An 18,129-nucleotide genomic window follows, 5' to 3' on the forward strand; every position below is an offset into this window, starting at 1 on the left:
CGCGACAATCTTCAGCGCGGCAACCAGTTGCTCACGCGAAGCGGCACAGGCCAGGCTCTTGAGCGCTTGCCGAATACAGGGCAGCGGCGATAGCTTCGGAGCAGTCGGCTGCCACCTCGTTGGCGACGCTCTAGAAGCTTTGCGGAGTATTGACCCACAGCACCCGGGCATCGACGGAGCCGATATTCCTGTAGCCGTGAGGAAGGTGCGAAAGAAAGAAAAAGGAATCGCCTTTCTTCACAATCGTCTTCTGCTGGTCCACCGTCAACTCGAGCTCCCCTTCCAGCACATAGCCCATTTCTTCACCCTGGTGCTCAAGATAACCCTGAGATGAGGTGCCGACCGGAATATGATGAATATTCGCCTCCAGCAACGTGCACAGCTGATTTGGAAGTAGCGTTTCCAACGCGACGCCATTTCCCGCGCGTTGGTGCTCGGTCCGGAGCGTCTGCCGCTGTCCCTCGCGCATTACCGTGACCACGCCGCCCGCATCCGTCTCTTCCGAGAAAAGCCTGGCAACACTGATTCCCAGATTCACAGCGATCTTGTGAATCATCGGGAGCGAAGGGTGTACTTTGTTATTCTCGACTTTCGAAAGGAAACTTTCGGTACATCCGACCTTTTCTGCCAGTTGGCGCAAACTCAATTTCCGATTAAGTCTGGCATGCTTCAACCGGCCACCAATTACAATTTCCTGATTTTGTCCGGTATTTTCCATAAATTATACAACGATTATATCTGGCTCGGCCAAATGCGAAGTATAACCGCATTCGTGTGCGCATACGCCAAATGATACCCTTGAGTCACAAGTAAAGACAGGATGATTCCTGTTAGTCAAGTTACTTGACTAACAGGAATCAAGTCGGCAAACTGGCTCGCAACACAACAAGGTAAGCAGCCAGATGAACGCCCCCACTCCTTCCTCCTCTCTCACCCAAATCGGTCCTTGCATCAACAGCCAGCGGCTCTGGGAACATGTCTGCGCCATGGCAAGGATCGGCGCCACGGCCAAAGGCGGTGTCAACCGCCAGGCGCTCACCGCGGAAGACACCCAGGGCAAGATGTTGTTGCTCCAATGGGCATCGAGGCGAGGCTATCAGACCTCGATCGACCCGATCGGCAATCTGTTCATCCGCCGTCCCGGAAAGAACCCGGGTCTGAGGCCGGTATTGACGGGTTCACATCTCGATTCCCAACCGACCGGAGGCAGGTTCGACGGTGTCTACGGCGTGCTCGCAGGTTTCGAGGTACTCGAGACGCTAGACGATCACGGTATGGAGACCGAACACCCGATCGAGCTCGTTGTGTGGATGAACGAGGAGGGCTCAAGGTTCCCCCCTCCCACGATGGGTTCCGCCGTTGCGGCCGGCGCGCTGCCGCTGGCCAATGCATTGGCGATCAAGGACGTCAACGGTTTCGATGTGGAAAGCGCACTGAAGGCCCAAATCGCGGAGCTGCCGGTACTGGAGAAGCGCCCGCTTGGCATGAGCGGCTTTGCCTATATCGAAGCCCACATCGAGCAGGGCCCCGTGCTCGAGAACCAGGCATGCGATGTGGGCATTGTCACGGGAATTCAGGGGCTTCATGCCTACGAGATCCAGTTGCTAGGCGCTGAGGCCCACGCGGGCACCACGCCGCTGCGGCATCGCAAAGACGCATTGGTGGCCGCCACCACGCTCATCGGACGCATTCGCGCCGCGATAGACGACCCCGAGGATATCCTGCGCTTCACCGTCGGAAGGCTGGAGGTCTATCCGGGATCGCCTAACACCGTGCCAGGCCGCGTGACATTCAATATCGATTTGCGGCATCCCGACCCCGACTCCCTGCTACGTGCCGGCGAGACGATCCTTCAGCTTTGCTCCGGCGAGATCGAGGGCTGCCCGGTGTCGGTGAAGGTTCTGTTGAGGTCCACGCCGATAACGTTCGACGATCGCGTGGTGGCAACCGTGCGCAACGCTGCCGCCGGTCGGGCAATGAAATTCCTTGACATCGTATCCGGCGCGACTCACGACGCCAAGTACACCGCACACCACATCCCCACCGGCATGATCTTCGTGCCTTGCGAAAAGGGCATCAGCCACAACGAGGCCGAGAACGCGCGCGAAGTCGATGTCGCGGCCGGGGCGCAGGTCCTCTGCGACGCCATGCTGGCGATCATGTCCGAACAACTATAGGCAACCGCCACCGGGAAGTGTCGGTCCACATGAAGCGAAGTTGCCACGCAATGACGCCAGAACCATTTCGACCACACCTCCCGGCGCCGATGCGCGCCGGGGCGACGCTATACACACCAACCAAAGGAGAGGTCTATGTCTCAGAAAGACCAAATTTCATGGCGCGGGACGGACGGTGCGTCCCTCTATCGAAAGGTAGATCTACGCCTGCTGCCACTGCTGTTCATTGGCTTCATGTTCGCCTATCTGGACAGAGTCAACGTAGGCTTTGCAAAGCTTCAGATGCAGAGCGACCTCGGCTTCTCCGACGCCGCCTACGGCATCGGGGCCGGAATATTTTTCGTGGGCTATGTCCTGTTCGAGGTGCCAAGCAATCTCTTGCTGCCCAGGGTTGGCGCCCGGCTTACCTTTAGCCGCATCATGGTGCTCTGGGGTATTACCTCGATGTGTATGGTGTTCGTCAATAGCGTCCCGGTGTTCTACGCCCTGCGCTTTCTGCTGGGCGTCTTCGAAGCCGGCTTCGCGCCGGGCGTCCTGTTCTACCTGTCGCGCTGGTATGGTCCGAGCCGCATTGCCGGCGCAATTTCGATGGTTTGGCTTGCGGGCCCTTTCAGCGGAATTGTTGGCGGGCCGCTGTCGGCGTGGATCATGACGGCTTTCGCCGGTACGGCGAACCTCGCCGGATGGCAATGGATGTTTCTCATTGAAGGCGCCCCCACCCTTGTGCTTGGCGTCGCGGCCTACTTCCTGCTTGTCGATGATCCATCCAATGCGAAATGGCTCAACGACGCGGAGAAACGCGCACTGGCCGCGGAAACGAACACGGCTGCGGACCGGCGGCACGAATCGTTCCTCACGGTACTGCGTGATCCCAAGGTGTATATCCTGGCGGCTGCCTAYCTGTGCATCATCGCGCCGATCTACGCCTTGAGCTTCTGGCTGCCGACGATCATCAGATCCGCCGGTGTCACCAACACACAGACGCTCGGATGGTATGCGGCCATTCCTTATGTGGCTGCGGCGTTTGCCATCTTCTTCGGTGGCCGTAGCTCCGACAGGCGTCAGGAGCGTCGAATTCACATCGCCGTGCCGGCCGCCATAAGCAGTCTTTGCTTCATTGGCTGGTACCTTGCCGACGGCAATCTCGCAGTGACACTGGTATGCGTTACCGTCGCTACCGGCCTGATGTGGATGGCCAACATCGTCTTCTGGGCCGTTCCGCCCGCGTACATCAAGGGCGACGCACGAGCGGGAGCCATCGCCCTGATCAATACGATTGGCCTGTCTGGCGGCTTCTTCGGCCCAAGCATCATCGGTTGGTCGAAATCCGTGACCGGCAGCATCTACCCTGGGTTCCTGCTGATGGCAGCGCTGTTGCCGATGTGCGCGTTCATCATCCTGTTCCTGCGCCTGAAGCCCAGGGCCGATACCGCGCTTCGCCACGAGTCGCCCATGCCGGCCAGCGTGCATCAAGCGAAGTAAATCTCCTCTGGCCAGTGATCGCGCATGCCAGTAGTCACTCAACTATGAAGCCGCCGGGGAGTGCGATGCGGGACGAACGTCCTCCATTGCCTGCGGTCAGACCAGACAGGCGCGCAGCCCTTGCGATGCGCGCCCTCCCAATGTGTCGCTGAAAGAGAACGTCCAAATGAAGCTCGCCGAATACACCGCCCTTGACGGCATGGGCCTGCATCACCTCATCGCCACGCGAGAAGTGACCGCAATGGAAGTAGCGCAGGCCGCATTGGCTGCCATCAAGGCGGTCAATCCCCAGGTAAACGCTGTGCTCGATTATTGGCCCGAAGAGGTGGAGATACAGTCAGCTGGCATCGTGAGCGCCGATCCGAGACCGCTCGGCGGCGTGCCGTTTCTCCTCAAGGATCTTGGCGTTGCCATGCGGGGACGCAGGAGCGAAATGTGCAGTCGTTTGGCGATGGGCACCGTCGCAAAGGAAGACTCGTACGTGATGACGAGTTTCCGTCAGGCAGGCCTGATCACGCTTGGGCGAACAACCATGCCGGAACTGGCGGTCAGCACGACGACGGAACCCGTGCTGTACGGCCCGACGAGGAACCCCTGGAGTCTGCAACATGGCGCGGGCGGATCGAGCGGCGGTGCGGGAGCGGCGGTGGCCGCCGGTATCGTTCCCATTGCGCATGCGACGGACGGAGGCGGATCGATACGGGTGCCGGCCTCCTGCAACGGGCTCTTCGGTCTGAAGCCGACCAGGGGACGCGTGTCGAACGGGCCCTACGTGGACGAAGTATGGAATGGTCTGGGCGTGCATTTTGCCGTGAGCCGAACTGTGCGCGACAGTGCGGCGCTGCTTGATGGCATCCACGGCGGCGGCGTGGGCGAGCCCTACTACATTGCCCCGCCCAAAGCCAGCTATCTGTCGGAGATCCGGCAGCAGCCGGGAAATCTGAAGATCGGGTTCATGATGAATCCATTCAATGCCGCGCGTACCGACACGGGGGTTGCTGATGCCTTGAGCAAGGTGGCCAGGACACTTGAGTCCCTGGGTCATCATGTCCATGAAGTAGCGCCAGATTTGGGTGTGAGCTGGGACGCCTTTGTGCTATGCAATGCGCAAATCTGGGCTGCCAACGCGGCGCTCCGGATCAACGGCATTGCCGCATCCACCGGACGAACGGTGGATGAAAAACACCTCGAACCTGCAACGCTCGCGCTCTATCGATACGGCATTGAGATTGGCGCCGTAGACCTCCTGTCGGCATTGCAGGTCAGGAATACGGTCACACGGGCGCTGGGGCGGTTCTTCGGCGACTACGACATTCTGCTGACACCGACGCTACCCGGACTTCCGCCTCGGATTGGTGAATACAACGGGGTAGAAACATCCGTCGATGGGCTTGGCTGGATCGCGCACGTTTTTAGCCAGTCACCGTTTACCGCGTTATCGAACGTGACCGGAACGCCAGCAATGTCAGTGCCGCTTTCCATCGCCCCCCAAACAGGTCTGCCAATCGGGTCGCATTTTATGTCTGGCTTCGGGCGGGAGGACACGCTGTTCCGTCTGGCCGCACAATTGGAAACGGCATGTCCCTGGCGCGGACAGCGGCCACCAGTATGGGCAGGGTCAATCGTCAATGAGAGGACGTAGCAGCTATCCAGTCTGCATCTGGCAGAGTGACTTGCACGCGGGAAATCCGATTCCCGTGTCTGGACAGCACCGGCGAACGGTGGAAGCGATCGGTGAAAGCGATCGGCCTGCGCGTGGGTCCGCGCCCGCTGAGGCTGCGTCACGTGCGTTTCGCACCCGACGAGGGCGCAACGGAACGAACTGCCGCGCTTATCGACGACGCACGACTTGGCAAAGCCGCCGGATCAAACGCGCCCGGCGGCTGGTCGACCTTTACTTGCCATTACTTGCCATCGAACGCGCTACGCACCTCCGCGATGGTCGTCTCCTTGCTTTGCAGGTGTGGATAGTGGCCAATGTTCGGCAGCACTTCGAAATCTAGGTTGGCGCGCTTCGCCAGTTCCTCGCCCATCTCTTTCCGGACATAGATGTCCTGCTCTCCCCAAATCACCTTGACGGGCGTCTTCAGCTTCGCCAGATTTTTTTCGAAATAGTCCTCGTCGCGGGTGAAGTGCGAATAGTAGTGATAGAAGGCATCGGCGGTCGTCAGTGTTCCGTTTGGCCAGCCACGCGCCATGTCAGCCTTCAATTCCGGTGGCACCTCATAGTGCGACGCCGCGGGCAAGCCGCGCGTGAAGGCATTCTGCAGAATCTCGTCGCGCGTCTTGTTGAACGCCGCCCGCACCGCTTCCGCCGACTTCGGCTCCTTCAGGCCTTGCAGTCGCTCCTGCATATATTGCGGTCGGTTGAACGGCGCGAAGTCGCCAACGATGATGCGCTTCGCAATCGCGGGATCGTCGATGGCCGAGAGCAAGGCGGGCAACGCGCCAATGTCGGTCGCATAGATCACCAGATTCTGTTTGTCGATCCCAGCCTGTTCGATGTAGTCTTTCAGCACCTTGGCGTAATCACGCGGCGCATAGGAGAACTTGTCCGCGGAAGGCCGCGACGAATCGCCGTAACCCGGCCAGTCAAAGGCATGGATCTCGTAGTCCTTGCTCAACTCCGTAGAAATATCTTTCCAAGCGTAGATCGTCTCCGGGAATCCATGCAGGAACAGCACGGTGCCCTTCGGCGTGGTGTTGTGCACAACCAGGCGCCTGACCTTCATATCGGGATTGATCTGCAAATACCCGATCTCGGGCTCCGCTTTCGTCGTATGCCCGATGCTCGCGCAACCGGCCATCAGTGCCACTGCGACGGCGCCGATGGCGCCAACGGCGCCTGCGGCAAGCAGTCGGCGCTTTTTGGATTGGTTCATCATGTCTTTCACCTCGTTGATCTTAAGAAATACAAGAGCGCTCTCGTTGTATATGCAACATTTAAGGTCAGGCATGTATCTGCCCTGTGGCGGGCCGGGCGCAGTTTTGTACGGCCACGTATCCGCTTTCCTTCCCAATACATTCCCATACACGCGGCCACTGGCGGCAGGGGCTTTCATTGCGCAAACTTCGTCTCGCAGGCAGTCATGCTGTCGTTGTAACGAGACCACTCCCTTTCTTCATCGCGTGTCTATTCTGTACTTACGCGTGAATCCAGGTGAATTCGTGCGTCGAGCAACCGCCTGCGACAAAAAGGACAAAACCATGGGCTCCCGATCTCTACTCAAACAACTCTCCTTGGCCACGGCTGGGGTAGCACTCTGCGCAAGTGCTCTCGCGCAGACGCCACCTGCGATACTTCCGCTCAATTCCGAGCCGCCGCCGAAGCTGATCCCCTACTCGCCGCTGCCCGAGCCGTTGGCCCGGGGGGTGGTGATCGTGCAGTTCCGGACCGAGAATTTCCGCGTCATGCCGGTTTTCGGCAAGACGGCCGTCGAACTCTCGCCGCGTATCGGGCACCTGCATGTGACAGTCGATAATGGACCCGCCACCTGGGCCCATACCAGCGAGGACCCTGTCATCGTGGTAGGCCTTGCACCCGGTCCGCACAAGCTGAAGCTCGAGCTGGCCGACCCAAGCCACAAGATCCTCGCCAGCGAAGTCGTCCCGGTCACGGTGCCGGACGTGAAGCGTTGATGCGATGGATTGCCTGATATGAGTCCGGCAGCACGGAAAAAGATGGCCGACACGATGGGCAGCGAGATGCTCCGTAACTGCCTCCTGACGCGCACCCGGCAGATCTCCCGGGTGCTGACCGCCGTCTATGACGATGCGCTGCGGCCAATTGGCATCAATGCACCGCAGTTCACGCTGTTGGTGATGGTGCATGAGCTGGGCCCGATCAGCCGCGCCGACCTCGGGCGGCGCAACCACCATGAGCGCTCGACGCTGACGCGGAACCTGCAACCGCTGCTGGCGCAGGGATGGCTCGTCGAAGGCGCGCCGGAGAAGGATGGCCGCACTCGGCCGCTGACCGTCACCGCGCAGGGAAAGGCATTGCTGCGCAAGGCCGCCCCTGCGTGGTCGACGGCGCAGGCCCAGGCCAGAGCGCTGGTCGGCGAACAAGGCGCCGGCGCCATCATGGGCATCGCCAAGGAGTTGCCGAAACGAGGCGCCTGATCGCGCCGTCTTTTTTTTGCAGTTCATGTTGCATACGCAACACCATCGCGGCGCACGATGCCGCATCCAATTAGAAGGAGATTTGCCATGACCATCGTAGAAGCCGCAGCCGTGCTGAGCAAACCGCGCGCCGCCGCATGAGTATCAGGGGACGCATCTTGAAGACCATCGTTACCCGCATTGCGGCTGGGGCGGCCCTCGCCACCGGCCTGATCCTCGCCCTGCCCGGCACTGCGCTGGCAGCCAATGCACATGCCGGCACAGAAAACGCCCGGCAATGAATTGCCTCGCACACCGATGTGTCCGACACAACGCTCGTGAAGTCGCTGCCCGGATTCCGCAACGCCTATGCCGACGTCAACGGCGTCCGGCTGCACTACGTCATAGGCGGCAAGGGCGAGCCGCTGGTATTGCTGCCAGGCTGGCCGGAGACGTGGTGGACCTTCCACAAGATCATGCCGTCACTGGCGGAGCACTACGTGTTGGGGTCTCTCAGGTCGCCGGTCCGATGGTCTGCAGGAAGTCCACCATCGTCCTGGCGACGAGTTCGGGGCGCTCTTCCTGAACGAAGTGGCCCGTGCCCTCCAGATTCACAGTAGTCAGGTTCGACACCTTCTGTCCAATGACCTTCTTCATCCATCGGTAGGCCGGGCCACCCATCGCCAGAACCGGCATCTCGAGCTTGCCGTAACCTTTGTTGTCTACCACGTCCTGCGTGAAGGCCTGATACCACGCGTTGCTTGCACGAATGGCGTCGGCACTGTTGTACGCGCGCTCATACACGGCTCGGTCCCGCGCGTCGATCGCACCCTCGTCCACCAGGAAGTACTTGAAGAGCCAATCCTGCTCGACCCGGATACGACCGGCGAGCAGCTTCTCCGGCAGCCCTTTGACCTGGTTGAAGGCAAACCACCAGAGATACGGATGGGCGAAGTCGAGCTTGTCGCCGAAGGTGTTGTGCGCGGGTAGAAGCTGGAACGACAACAGGCTCTCGTCCGGGTGCGGCAGCTCCAGCATCACCAGCTTGTCGATGGCCTGGGGATAGTTCGCCGCATACGCGAAGGCCACCGCAGAGCCAATGTCATGACCTGCGACACTGGCCTTGTCATAGCCCAGCGATTTCACCAGCTCGTGAATGTCCCGTGCCATGGTCTTCTTGTCGTAGCCTTCGGCGGGCTTCGACGATGCGCCCATGCCGCGCAAGTCCACGGCGATGACGGTATGATGCTCGGCGAGCGTCGGCATGATCTTGTGGAAGGTCCACCAGGTCTCAGGCCAGCCCGGCAGCAACACGAGCGGCGCGCCCTTGCCGCCGACGACGTAGTGCAGCCGTACACCGTTTACCTCGGCGTAGCCGTTCCTGAATCCCGGCAACGACTTCACCAGCGCCGCATCTGACACGTCGGCAACCTTTGCGGCGGTGGTCTTCTGAACGGCCGCCGCATCCGTGTGAGCTTTGGAGGTCGCCCCTGCGTAACCTGGGGAGGCGGCCACCATGAGAGCAGCAAATGCAGCGGCCGCAGTGCCAATCCTGACAATCGAGTTCAAAGAAATCTCCATGATGTATAGGGCTAGCTGAACGGGCTCAAGCAACTGTGGCGCGCGGATCCTCCGGGCCTTGCTCCGCGCTCGGCACGGCATGCCCAGCGCGTTCGTGAACGTGCGCGGTGGGCGTACGGTCGATCAGGAGACTGAGCAGCTCTGGCCGGTTGTAGTGGCCGGCCGAGTCCATCAAGGCCTTGCGTCGGTCGATCAACGAGAAATCAAGATCGGCGATGACCTCGCCCTCACCCGAGCGGATAGGTTCGCCCAGCAGCATGCCCTCCGGTGTCACGATGGTGGTCAAGCAACCGCCCGAGATCGGACCGATCGCGCAGCCCGTGTCCTTCATGATCCGCGCCTGCTGGTCGGCGTCCAGCCAGGCCGTTGCGTTCACGACGAAGCAGCCGGACTCCAGCGCATGCTGGCGGATATTGATTTCCATCCTTTGGGCAAACCCTTCGCCGAAGGCAGACCCCGGATACATGGCCGAATGGATCTGCTCGCCGTCGGCAATCATCGCGTAGCGCGCGAGCGGGTTGTTGTGCTCAAAACATGCGAGTTGGCCAATGCGGCCGACCTTGCTGTCGACGGCGCGCAGGCCCGACCCGTCGCCCTGGCCCCAGATCATGCGTTCGAAATGCGTGGGCGTGATCTTGCGGCGGCGCTGGATTAAGGTGCCGTCTGCGTCGAAGAGCAGTTGCGTGTTGTAAATGGTGCCGCCGTCACGCTCATTCACGCCGATGGACACCACCATGCGCGCCTTGCGAGCTGCCTCGCCGATTGCGTCGGTGGCGGGGGACGGCACCGTCACGGACTGCTCAAGCAGCCTCAACTGCTCATTTCCGGACAGAAGCTGAATGCCCGTCTGGACCGCGGAAAAATACGGGTAGTAAGGCACCACGGTTTCCGGGAAGGTGGCGAACTGCACCCCCTTCTCACCAAGCTCGTGGATCTTCTGCACGACTTTCTCGACGGTTGCCTCACGGCTGTAGAGGACAGGGCTGATCTGGACTGCGGCGGCTTTGACGACTTTCATTGCAAACTCCTTGACTGATAAAGACGGGCACACAGGCGCCCCTGGTGGTGTTGCATATGCAACTTTGAGAATAGAAAAATCAAATCGTGCGGCGCGGCAACTCGCCCGCGATGCCCATTAGCGCGTCGGCCCCAGCCTCTCCCAGCAGGGCTCTCGCTTTTGTCTGCGCAGTCGACCATGCGGACGCAGCGCTGCTAAGCAATGCTCTGCCTTGTTCCGTGAGCGAAAGGGGGCGACTGCGGCCATCGCCTCCGGGGAAGCCTTCGGCGACCCACCCCTGCGAGATCAGGGGTTGCAAAATCCTTGTAAGCGTCGACCGGTCATGATGGTTCTTGCGACCGAGATCCGAACGGCTGAGTGGTTCATGCTCCGCGATAAGCACGAGCAGGCTGAACTGAGGGGCGTTGATGCCGAACAGCCGTAGCGCGTCGTCGTAAATCGCTGTCAAGACCCGCGAAATCTGCCGCGTATGCGTCAGCAGGCAGTTCTGCGCGATCTCGCTGCTCACGTCATTACCTGCTTTGTGCTGAATGTCTAACGTCATGCTCGGCTCATGCTGCATATGCAGTACATTGATGGACAAATTCCAGACTGCCAGCGATTCATCCGTTTGAGCGAGCATGATCGAGGTATCTACATTGCTGTGCGGACTCACCACCGTATGGACGTATTTGAGCGCGCCGGCGAATCCGGGATATGTCTGGGAAAAATGGTTTCTGTGAGTGCACGTATCAGAGCGCGCAGCAGATACATTGCGATGCAAGGAGAACCGTGTCGGCGCACATGGTGAACCCGCTCTTGTCTCAACCGCGCGCCGCCAGGCCAGTCGACGATCAGGATGTGCAACCGCCCTCGCAGTACATTGGCGTTGATCGAGTCGTGGACGTCGATGCTCGCCCTGAAGCCTGGTCGTCGCTCTGGGCCTGCACGCCCGTAGTGGTCCGGCGCGCTACTGGCCCGATGGGACATCGAATCGAGGGAGAACAGTCATTCAAAAGTGGTCAATACTCCGGAAGAATTGATAAATTCCGCGCCGAAACGATCAACTCGAACCCGGGGCCGCATTCACGGCGTCGGCTTCCGGTCCGGTCAGATAGAGGTCACGGAACCGCTCGTCGACCCGCTCCCAAATCAGTTTCGAAAAACAGCATCGCGGCATTCAGCGGACGATGGTTGATCACCACGGAGTCAGCCTCACCCTGTTCGTTCAGGTGCTCCACGAGTAGAGTCTCGATTGGCATGCCCTGAATCTGCGAGCGGTAGGACTCCATGTATCGTCCGTTGCCTGTCTCGCCCTTGTAGCTGTGATGCTGGAACTCGTAGAGCGAGACTGCGTGCTTGATCACCGACAGGATGTCAGCCCGCCCTTCGACCGGACGCTTCAGGACGGTCGCCTCAAGCGTCGCATTTTCGGCTAACCTGGCCAGCCAGAACGGCGGGCCGCCGACAGGAGCCAAGACTGGCGCTGTATCGTTGAATTTCATGTTCGGTACTCAATCGATTGTATGAACGTTGTCAGCGAACACGGGCATCCTCTTCCGTCCCGCCGAACAAATCACGAGGAACGCTGCTAAGACCTGGCAATTCCAGCGCTGGCGGCATCAACAGCGGCTCCTAGCGCGATTCGTGCCTTCTCGCGCCTTCGCCRCGCGAGTCGCTCCACGCCGACACTCCGTTCGGATTCACCGGCCAGAAGTGCATGAATGTCAGGCAGCGTGTAAATGGCGCCACGACTGCCCCAGGTACCGTCCGGAATCTCCGTCGGGAAAACCCAGACGCGCGGTGCGACCTCTTCGAACGGTCGGTTCTCGGCGCGGGCTACCGCTTCTGTGACTGCCTTAACCAACGCTCTACGTGACTCGACAGTGTATTGCCCCTCAGGCGCCGAAGGAATGATCCGGTAGCGCGGTGCCTTCGAGCGTTCCCCGCCGACGAATACCGCGGCCGGTCTATGGAGATGAAGCACGGTGACTCCCTGCGCAATCGGATTGCCCGGGTCATAGCCTTCCGCTTTGATCAGGATGTCAGTCAGTTCTCTAACCAAACGTGCTTCCGCTTCAGGCGTCAAGGCATCGTCCGGCCACAGCGCGTCGATCATTGGCATGGTCGCAGTCCTTCGTCATGTGTTTCGGTTTGGCGATCATCGCGCTTTACGGGAGAATCTGGAAGTGGCAGTATTGCCATCATTCGAGGAATATCAGACACATACGCAAATGATCACGATCCGGATCTGGGTCTATGACGGAATTCTGGCATCCGGCGTCGCGGGGCCCATCGACGTCCTCAACGCTGCCAATCACCTGAGCGCACGGGAAGGCACACGTAGGCCCAACCCTTTACCCATGTTCGCGTGGCGCGTGGAATCGCTTGACGGGCAACCGGTCAGGGCTGCTTCGGGCCAGAGCATTGCGGTGGACGGCAAAATCGATCCACGCAAGCGTGCAGACGCCGTTCTGATTACGGCCCCGTTTTTTTCCAACATGGATGAGTTCATCGGCCGCCGGGAGCAGTTGAACGCGCTGTCTTCGGCGCTACGGCGCCAACGCGAGGCGGGAGCCGTGCTGGCCGCATACTGCACGGGCAACTATCTGCTTGCTGAGGCGGGCTTACTCGACGGCCGGGTCGCCACGACACACTGGGCCAAAGCGCCTGACTTTGCCCGACGCTATCCGCGTGTCGAAGTTCGAGCCCGGGAAGTTCTGACCGGGCAAGATGGCATTATCTCGGGCGGTTCAGTGACGTCTTATCTCAACCTCGCCGTGCGGTTGGTCGAAATATTCGCCGGTGAGAAACTTGCCGCGACGACCGCCAAGTCGCTATTGATCGACATGAACCGGACTTCTCAGGCTTCTTACGCCAAGCTTCTCGACGACCACGGACATGCCGATCCGCTCGTCGCGCAAGCTCAACAGCGCATGGAGGCGACACTTCATCAGGGGTTTCGACTGAGTGAACTCGCCGCGTGGCTCGCTGTCAGCGAGCGGACGCTTAACCGACGTTTCAAGCAGGCAGTAGACCTTGCGCCATTAGCGTATCTGCAGAACCTGCGCATCGAAGTGGCCAAACAATTGCTGGAGTCAAGACCTATCGGCCTCGATGTTGTCAGCCAGCGCGTCGGCTATGGAGACCTCAGCACATTTCGACAACTGTTCAAGCGCAAGACCGGTCTCTCGCCGAGCGAATATCAAATGCGATTTGCGCGCGCCTCTGTCGCGGACGATATAGAACGCGAGTCGCGTGGCATTGTTGATTGACAATCCGGAAAACCGCTGAGGCCGAATGCCCCTGGATCTGCTCGAGCAAGCAGTCGTTTGCGCAAATCGATGGACAGCCTGGCCGTCTGGATTGGCCGATGAAGCAATGTTCGTCGCGACGAATCGAATGGCCGTTTGCTGAGCGGACCCGACGTCCGAACGTCCGAGCTATGACGTGGGCGCATGGCGCTTCATGGCCGGGATTGGTCTTACCAACTCTCGGTTGCGATCTCGGAAGCGCGGCCCCTCAACGGCACCGTGGCGCTCAGCGTCAACGGTGGAAACGAACGACTCGAAGTCGAGCCCAGCATGCCGTGGCGGTGCATCAGCATCAGGACACCTCCGAGCTGCACACCCCGTTAAAGGCATTGCTCAAGGCGGGCTCCCCACCGGCCTGAACGAACCTGGGTTGGCGCACCGCCAACCGCCACGTCTATGCGCCGCCGTGCTGGTCTGCTGACTCGACCGCGCGATACGCTGATTCACCCATTCGGCGACAAACGGCGCCACCGCGATGAAAACCGAGCCAACCAAGCCAAGCGCGTGGCTGTCGACCCATGTTTGCGCATCGCGCGGGGATCAACGTGCGTCGCCATCTTGATCAACTCGCGACCGAGCTGAGCTGGGGTGAGCAGGTCATAGGCCTGCCACCTCGGGCGGCACTGCGATCATCATGCCGGCATAAATTGCCCGGATTTCGCTGGCGAGGTAATACGGTGAGAGCTCGATGTCGCTGGTATCCAGCTCATGCCGGATTCTCACTGCAGTCGCGCCAGTCGTAGCCCGTCTCCCAGTAGCGCACAAGCGCCTGGACCTTCGCGAGCTGCACGCCTTGTCTTCGAAGCCAGAAACCCCATTTCAGCGGAGGCGTGTATTGGCGATGCATCGGTCGGGGGGGATTTCTGTAACCTTTTGTCCTCGCGGCGGCGGCGGACACATTGGAATACAAAGCGGACCCACGCCGAGCCACTACTGCGAGCCGCCGGTGGTTGAGCAACCCGGGGCGACGTGCGCCCGAGCCGTCTTAGTCAGCGGCCGTACACGAACATTCGGACTGATCCTACACGGCACTGAAGGCAACTTCATCGTCGGCTACTGCGCTTCTGTCACGTCGGTGGGCTTGCGTCAAAGAAGCGGCCACTCTTACTGCCCGACATAACCGTTAAATGGCCGAACTGCCGCCCGCCTCGAAGCGGCCGGAGCGATGTTGGGACCCCGTGAACTGGGCTCCCTGATTTGCTCGCATCAGGCCGGCTGCGACGGCTTGCGCTCCGCCAGGAGTTTCTGGATGACAGCCTCCGTCTCGGCATAGCTGCCTTCGCCGAAGTGCTGGTAGACGATGCGGCCGTCGGCGTCGATCAGGTACAGGGCGGGCCAGTACTCATTGCGGAATGCCGACCACGTGCCGTACCCGTTGTCCTGCGCTACCGGATAGCGGACGTCGAGGCGCCCGAGTGCGGCCTGCACGTTGGCCGTCGACTTCTCGAAGGCGTATTCGGGCGTGTGTACGCCCACAACGACCAGGCCCCGGTCCTTGTACTTCTCGTACCACTGCTTGACGTAGGGCAGCGTGTTGATGCAGTTCACGCAGGAGTACGTCCAGAAGTCCACCAGCACTACCTTGCCGCGCAAGGCCTGCATAGACAGTGGCGGCGAGTTCAGCCATTGGCTGATGCCAGTGAACTCGGGCGCGGCACTGCCGTTAGCCGGCGGCGCACTGAAGGTGCGCGCGCCAGTCCCAATGAAGTAAACCGCGCCGATGACCAAGGCCACCAGGGCGGCGCGTAGATACGTGCGCATGGTTCGAGTACGTGAAAGATTGGAAGCGATGGCCTGCCAAGCGATGCAGGCAGGCCGCGATGCACGTCAAACCAGATTCAGCTCGACGTGGATGTTGCCGCGCGTCGCTTTCGAATACGGGCAGAGCTGGTGCGCTGCCTCCACTACGGCTCGCGCCACCTCACGGTCCACGCCTGGCAGGCTGACATTCAGGCGGGCCTGCAGGAAGTACGCATCGCCGGTTGTGCCCAGGTCCACTTCGGTATCGAGTGCCAAGTCCGCCGGCAGCTTAGTCTTCATCTGACTGGCGGCACGGCCCATCGCGCCGATAAAGCAGGCGGACCAGCCTGCGGCAAACAACTGCTCCGGATTCGTGCCGTGACCGTTGCTGCCAGGGGGCGACAGCTTAAGGTTCAGACGGTCGTCGTCACTGTGCGCCTGGCCATCGCGGCCGCCAGTAACGTGGACCTTTCCGGTGTAAAGCACATTTTCGATACGGATCATGATGGATCTCCTTGGACTGAGAGGGATTCGATTGCGCGTCCCGGTTACTTCGCACTTGTCTGGCGCCGGGCCACGCTATGGATTAAAGAAGACCGATGTATCCCCCACGTAGCGCGAAAAAGCCCTTCTGTCTGGGCAAGTATCCCGCTTGCTGCCAGATACAAAGGCATACAAAAATCCGGCGGCAGTGGCGGTGGGGGCAAGTTCCAGGCCGCCGGCTCCTTCAGTCGATGCTTGCGCCTGTCAGCTGTTCGCTGAGCTGCCAGAGCCGTCCGGCGGCGATGGGGTCTGTCGCTCGGGTACGTACGCCATGCAGCTCCCTCGAATCGTCGGGAGGGAGTGCACGGGCAATGTCGCAGTCGGCGCAGTAAACGCCGCCCATGCCGTCGAGTCTGGGATTCGTTGCGCACCAGAACGACGTAGCAGCGCCTTGATCCGGTGCCTTCTTGCTGTTCTGCGGATCAATGATCGGCCTTCCCTCCTTGTCGTAATCGCTGTCGACGGCCACGGGAAAACCGATGCGGAAATCGGGAATCGCGCGGCGGACGTTTTCGGGCCTCTTCTCGAAGGCGAACTCGGGTGTGTGCACGCCGATCACCGTCAGGCCCTGGTCCTTGTACTTGTCAGCCCATGCGCGCAGGTACGGCAGGGTGCGAATGCAGTTGATGCAGGAGTATGTCCAGAAGTAGACCAGTGTGACCTTGCCCCGCAACTGCTCGTCCGACAACGGGCGCTCCGCTGGCAGGTGGCCCGTGTTGCCAAACACCAGTTTAAGGTTGAGGTAAGATTTCTGGCGATTAATTGCATTTTTCTCGTCAGGGGGATGCTCGCCATGGATGTTGAAGATCGTCATTCGTGCGACTCGCGCTCATCATTCATGCGAGCATAGCTTTTCAGTGCGAAACAGGGCACCTGTGGGGCGTTTCGCCCGCTGCTTTTATTCGCAAGTTCGATGTAGTCTCAAGAATACGGAACATCATTCGCCCTGCTGTTGCCTTCCAGCAACGGTCGAAAAGCGTACTTGCGGACGAAATCCGGATAGAAATCAGAGCGGTTGGACCGTGTGATTGGTCTCGCATATGGTGAGCACCGGTCGCACGATCTCTGATCCTCAACACCGGAAGGCCGGCCAACACTGGGAGAGCAAACCTTCGGGAGACACCCATGAGTGGTAAAGCCAATGTTCACGTCGCGCCGCACGGGGAAGGTTGGGCCGTGACGCGAGAGGTCGCGGAGTACGTTCTCTCGCCCCACAGCGAGTTGGTGAATAGAATCGCCCTTGGCGTAGTGCTTGCCCGGCATGCCGGCGTCGAGTTGGTCGTCTTTGGCAGGGAGGGCCAAGTCCTCGTGCGCCACCACTCGCGGATCTGCTTGAGGTGGCCGGCCTCCCACGCAGCACCTTCTACGATCAGCAAAAGCTGCTGATTGGCTTCCCGGTCGGGCGCCTCCTTCTGGGACGCGATCGCCGACTACGAATCAAAGAAGATGACGAGTAGGACGCCGTTTCCCGCATCGCCCAATGCTATGACGAATGGATGGCAATCTTCGAACGGGCGCGTCCATCCCGCGCTGGCGCCTGAGCTCTCGAAAACCACAGAACAGTGCCATGAAAGTAAGCCCCATTGCCGGGCAAACCTGCCTAACGGAGCTCACCCAAAATCCATCCGCCGCTTAATGAGCAGAGTGACATCAATGCCTTGCTTCGCCTGCGATGTTCCTAGTTGACGGTGCCACCCAGTTCGCTAGCTTATCTCGCTAACGCCTGCATTAAGAATACGCTTATAAAAGCCGATTTCATTGATGATCGCCTTTCCACTATTTTCTCGCAGCAATGCCATCTGCTGCTGCGCGCGCGCCGTATCCCCTCGTTTCGCCGCGACGTAGCCCAAAAGCATCCATGGATAGCTTGCGCTTGGGTCGATCTGTGTGGACCAGGTTGGCGCGTGCGCATTCAGATAGGCATACCCAGTATCATACCGGCTTTGCGTCGCAACAGTATCGGACGATAAGGGAATTTCATTGAGCTGCGGAAATACTTGCGTGACCGTTCCAGGATAGAAATTCGGATTAATAGTACTATCGGAATCCGCGGCAAAAAATGCCGAACCATTGGATCTCCCCTGAATTCCAACCGCAACCGAATTTGCTACCTGGCTGTAATAGATCGAGTCCGAATCACCCAGCACCTTAAGCGCATTCGAAAAATCGACTAGTCCTCGGTAATTTTCCGTAT

18 protein-coding genes and 3 pseudogenes are annotated in these 18,129 nt (G+C 60.0%); 9 read left to right on the plus strand and 12 right to left on the minus strand.

Annotation, left to right across the window (positions count from 1 at the left end):
* Positions 1-130: 130 nt before the first annotated feature.
* The gene (locus AC1DKD_RS12070) at positions 131-718 is read right to left on the minus strand and encodes a cupin domain-containing protein (protein WP_441627157.1); all 588 of its coding nucleotides are present in this window, start codon (positions 716-718) and stop codon (positions 131-133) included.
* A 184-nt stretch (positions 719-902) separates the two neighbouring features.
* On the opposite strand from AC1DKD_RS12070, the gene AC1DKD_RS12075 reads away from it, so the two are divergent.
* The 3 genes from AC1DKD_RS12075 (at position 903) to AC1DKD_RS12085 (ending at position 5,301) form a co-directional block, all read left to right on the plus strand.
* Positions 903-2,177, plus strand: coding sequence for a M20 family metallo-hydrolase (locus tag AC1DKD_RS12075; protein WP_441627159.1), 1,275 nt, complete (start codon positions 903-905; stop codon positions 2,175-2,177).
* Between the two features lie 135 nt (positions 2,178-2,312).
* Complete coding sequence (locus AC1DKD_RS12080; RefSeq protein WP_441627161.1) at positions 2,313-3,659, plus strand: MFS transporter; 1,347 nt, start codon at positions 2,313-2,315, stop codon at positions 3,657-3,659.
* Positions 3,660-3,825: 166 nt separating this feature from the next.
* Positions 3,826-5,301 (plus strand): amidase, encoded by a 1,476-nt coding sequence (locus AC1DKD_RS12085; protein ID WP_477143314.1) that lies wholly within the window; start codon positions 3,826-3,828, stop codon positions 5,299-5,301.
* A gap of 262 nt (positions 5,302-5,563) precedes the next feature.
* Here AC1DKD_RS12085 and AC1DKD_RS12090 read toward each other — a convergent pair whose 3' ends face one another.
* A complete protein-coding gene (locus AC1DKD_RS12090) occupies positions 5,564-6,544 on the minus strand; it encodes an alpha/beta fold hydrolase (protein WP_441627165.1) in 981 nt (326 codons plus the stop codon).
* Positions 6,545-6,866: 322 nt separating this feature from the next.
* Here AC1DKD_RS12090 and AC1DKD_RS12095 point away from each other — a divergent pair, with 322 nt between their 5' ends.
* From AC1DKD_RS12095 to AC1DKD_RS12105, 3 genes are all read left to right on the plus strand, one after another.
* Entirely contained in the window at positions 6,867-7,298 is a 432-nt protein-coding gene (locus AC1DKD_RS12095) for a DUF6130 family protein (protein WP_441627240.1), read from the plus strand.
* Positions 7,299-7,340: 42 nt separating this feature from the next.
* Positions 7,341-7,781, plus strand: a complete 441-nt coding sequence (locus tag AC1DKD_RS12100; protein WP_441627167.1) for a MarR family winged helix-turn-helix transcriptional regulator — start codon at positions 7,341-7,343, stop codon at positions 7,779-7,781.
* 158 nt (positions 7,782-7,939) lie between these two features.
* On the plus strand, positions 7,940-8,062 hold the full coding sequence (locus AC1DKD_RS12105; protein ID WP_441627169.1) for a hypothetical protein: 123 nt from the start codon (positions 7,940-7,942) through the stop codon (positions 8,060-8,062).
* Positions 8,063-8,273: 211 nt separating this feature from the next.
* On the opposite strand, the gene AC1DKD_RS12110 is transcribed toward AC1DKD_RS12105, so the two are convergent.
* The 5 genes from AC1DKD_RS12110 to AC1DKD_RS12130 all read right to left on the minus strand — a co-directional run bounded on the left by AC1DKD_RS12110 (position 8,274) and on the right by AC1DKD_RS12130 (position 12,463).
* The gene (locus AC1DKD_RS12110) at positions 8,274-9,329 is read right to left on the minus strand and encodes an alpha/beta fold hydrolase (protein ID WP_441627171.1); all 1,056 of its coding nucleotides are present in this window, start codon (positions 9,327-9,329) and stop codon (positions 8,274-8,276) included.
* A gap of 37 nt (positions 9,330-9,366) precedes the next feature.
* Complete coding sequence (locus AC1DKD_RS12115) at positions 9,367-10,359, minus strand: carbon-nitrogen hydrolase family protein (RefSeq protein ID WP_441627173.1); 993 nt, start codon at positions 10,357-10,359, stop codon at positions 9,367-9,369.
* Positions 10,360-10,438: 79 nt separating this feature from the next.
* A complete protein-coding gene (locus tag AC1DKD_RS12120; protein ID WP_441627174.1) occupies positions 10,439-10,981 on the minus strand; it encodes a MarR family winged helix-turn-helix transcriptional regulator in 543 nt (180 codons plus the stop codon).
* Positions 10,982-11,459: 478 nt separating this feature from the next.
* Entirely contained in the window at positions 11,460-11,843 is a 384-nt protein-coding gene (locus AC1DKD_RS12125; protein ID WP_441627176.1) for a hypothetical protein, read from the minus strand.
* Between the two features lie 86 nt (positions 11,844-11,929).
* Positions 11,930-12,463 (minus strand): tautomerase family protein, encoded by a 534-nt coding sequence (locus AC1DKD_RS12130; RefSeq protein ID WP_477143315.1) that lies wholly within the window; start codon positions 12,461-12,463, stop codon positions 11,930-11,932.
* Between the two features lie 109 nt (positions 12,464-12,572).
* Between AC1DKD_RS12130 and AC1DKD_RS12135 the strand changes: the two genes are divergently transcribed.
* Both AC1DKD_RS12135 and AC1DKD_RS12140 read left to right on the plus strand, forming a co-directional pair.
* Positions 12,573-13,613 carry a GlxA family transcriptional regulator gene (locus tag AC1DKD_RS12135; RefSeq protein WP_441627242.1) on the plus strand — a complete coding sequence of 347 codons (1,041 nt, stop codon included), beginning with the start codon at positions 12,573-12,575 and terminating at the stop codon, positions 13,611-13,613.
* 228 nt (positions 13,614-13,841) lie between these two features.
* A pseudogene (locus tag AC1DKD_RS12140) lies at positions 13,842-14,011 on the plus strand (DUF1059 domain-containing protein).
* Between the two features lie 347 nt (positions 14,012-14,358).
* Here AC1DKD_RS12140 and AC1DKD_RS12145 read toward each other — a convergent pair.
* From AC1DKD_RS12145 to AC1DKD_RS12160, 4 genes and pseudogenes are all read right to left on the minus strand, one after another.
* Complete coding sequence (locus AC1DKD_RS12145) at positions 14,359-14,499, minus strand: epoxide hydrolase N-terminal domain-containing protein (protein WP_441627179.1); 141 nt, start codon at positions 14,497-14,499, stop codon at positions 14,359-14,361.
* A 359-nt stretch (positions 14,500-14,858) separates the two neighbouring features.
* Positions 14,859-15,413 carry a thioredoxin family protein gene (locus AC1DKD_RS12150; protein ID WP_441627181.1) on the minus strand — a complete coding sequence of 185 codons (555 nt, stop codon included), beginning with the start codon at positions 15,411-15,413 and terminating at the stop codon, positions 14,859-14,861.
* 66 nt (positions 15,414-15,479) lie between these two features.
* Positions 15,480-15,896, minus strand: a complete 417-nt coding sequence (locus AC1DKD_RS12155) for an organic hydroperoxide resistance protein (RefSeq protein WP_441627183.1) — start codon at positions 15,894-15,896, stop codon at positions 15,480-15,482.
* Positions 15,897-16,383: 487 nt separating this feature from the next.
* A pseudogene (locus AC1DKD_RS12160) lies at positions 16,384-16,626 on the minus strand (redoxin domain-containing protein); the annotation flags it as partial.
* 434 nt (positions 16,627-17,060) lie between these two features.
* On the opposite strand from AC1DKD_RS12160, the gene AC1DKD_RS12165 reads away from it, so the two are divergent.
* Complete coding sequence (locus tag AC1DKD_RS12165) at positions 17,061-17,321, plus strand: DUF2188 domain-containing protein (protein WP_441627185.1); 261 nt, start codon at positions 17,061-17,063, stop codon at positions 17,319-17,321.
* Between the two features lie 317 nt (positions 17,322-17,638).
* Here the strand turns inward: AC1DKD_RS12165 and AC1DKD_RS12170 are convergent.
* Positions 17,639-18,129, minus strand: a pseudogene (locus AC1DKD_RS12170) (hypothetical protein); the annotation flags it as partial.

The organism is Cupriavidus sp. 05T313 (genome assembly GCF_056396665.1).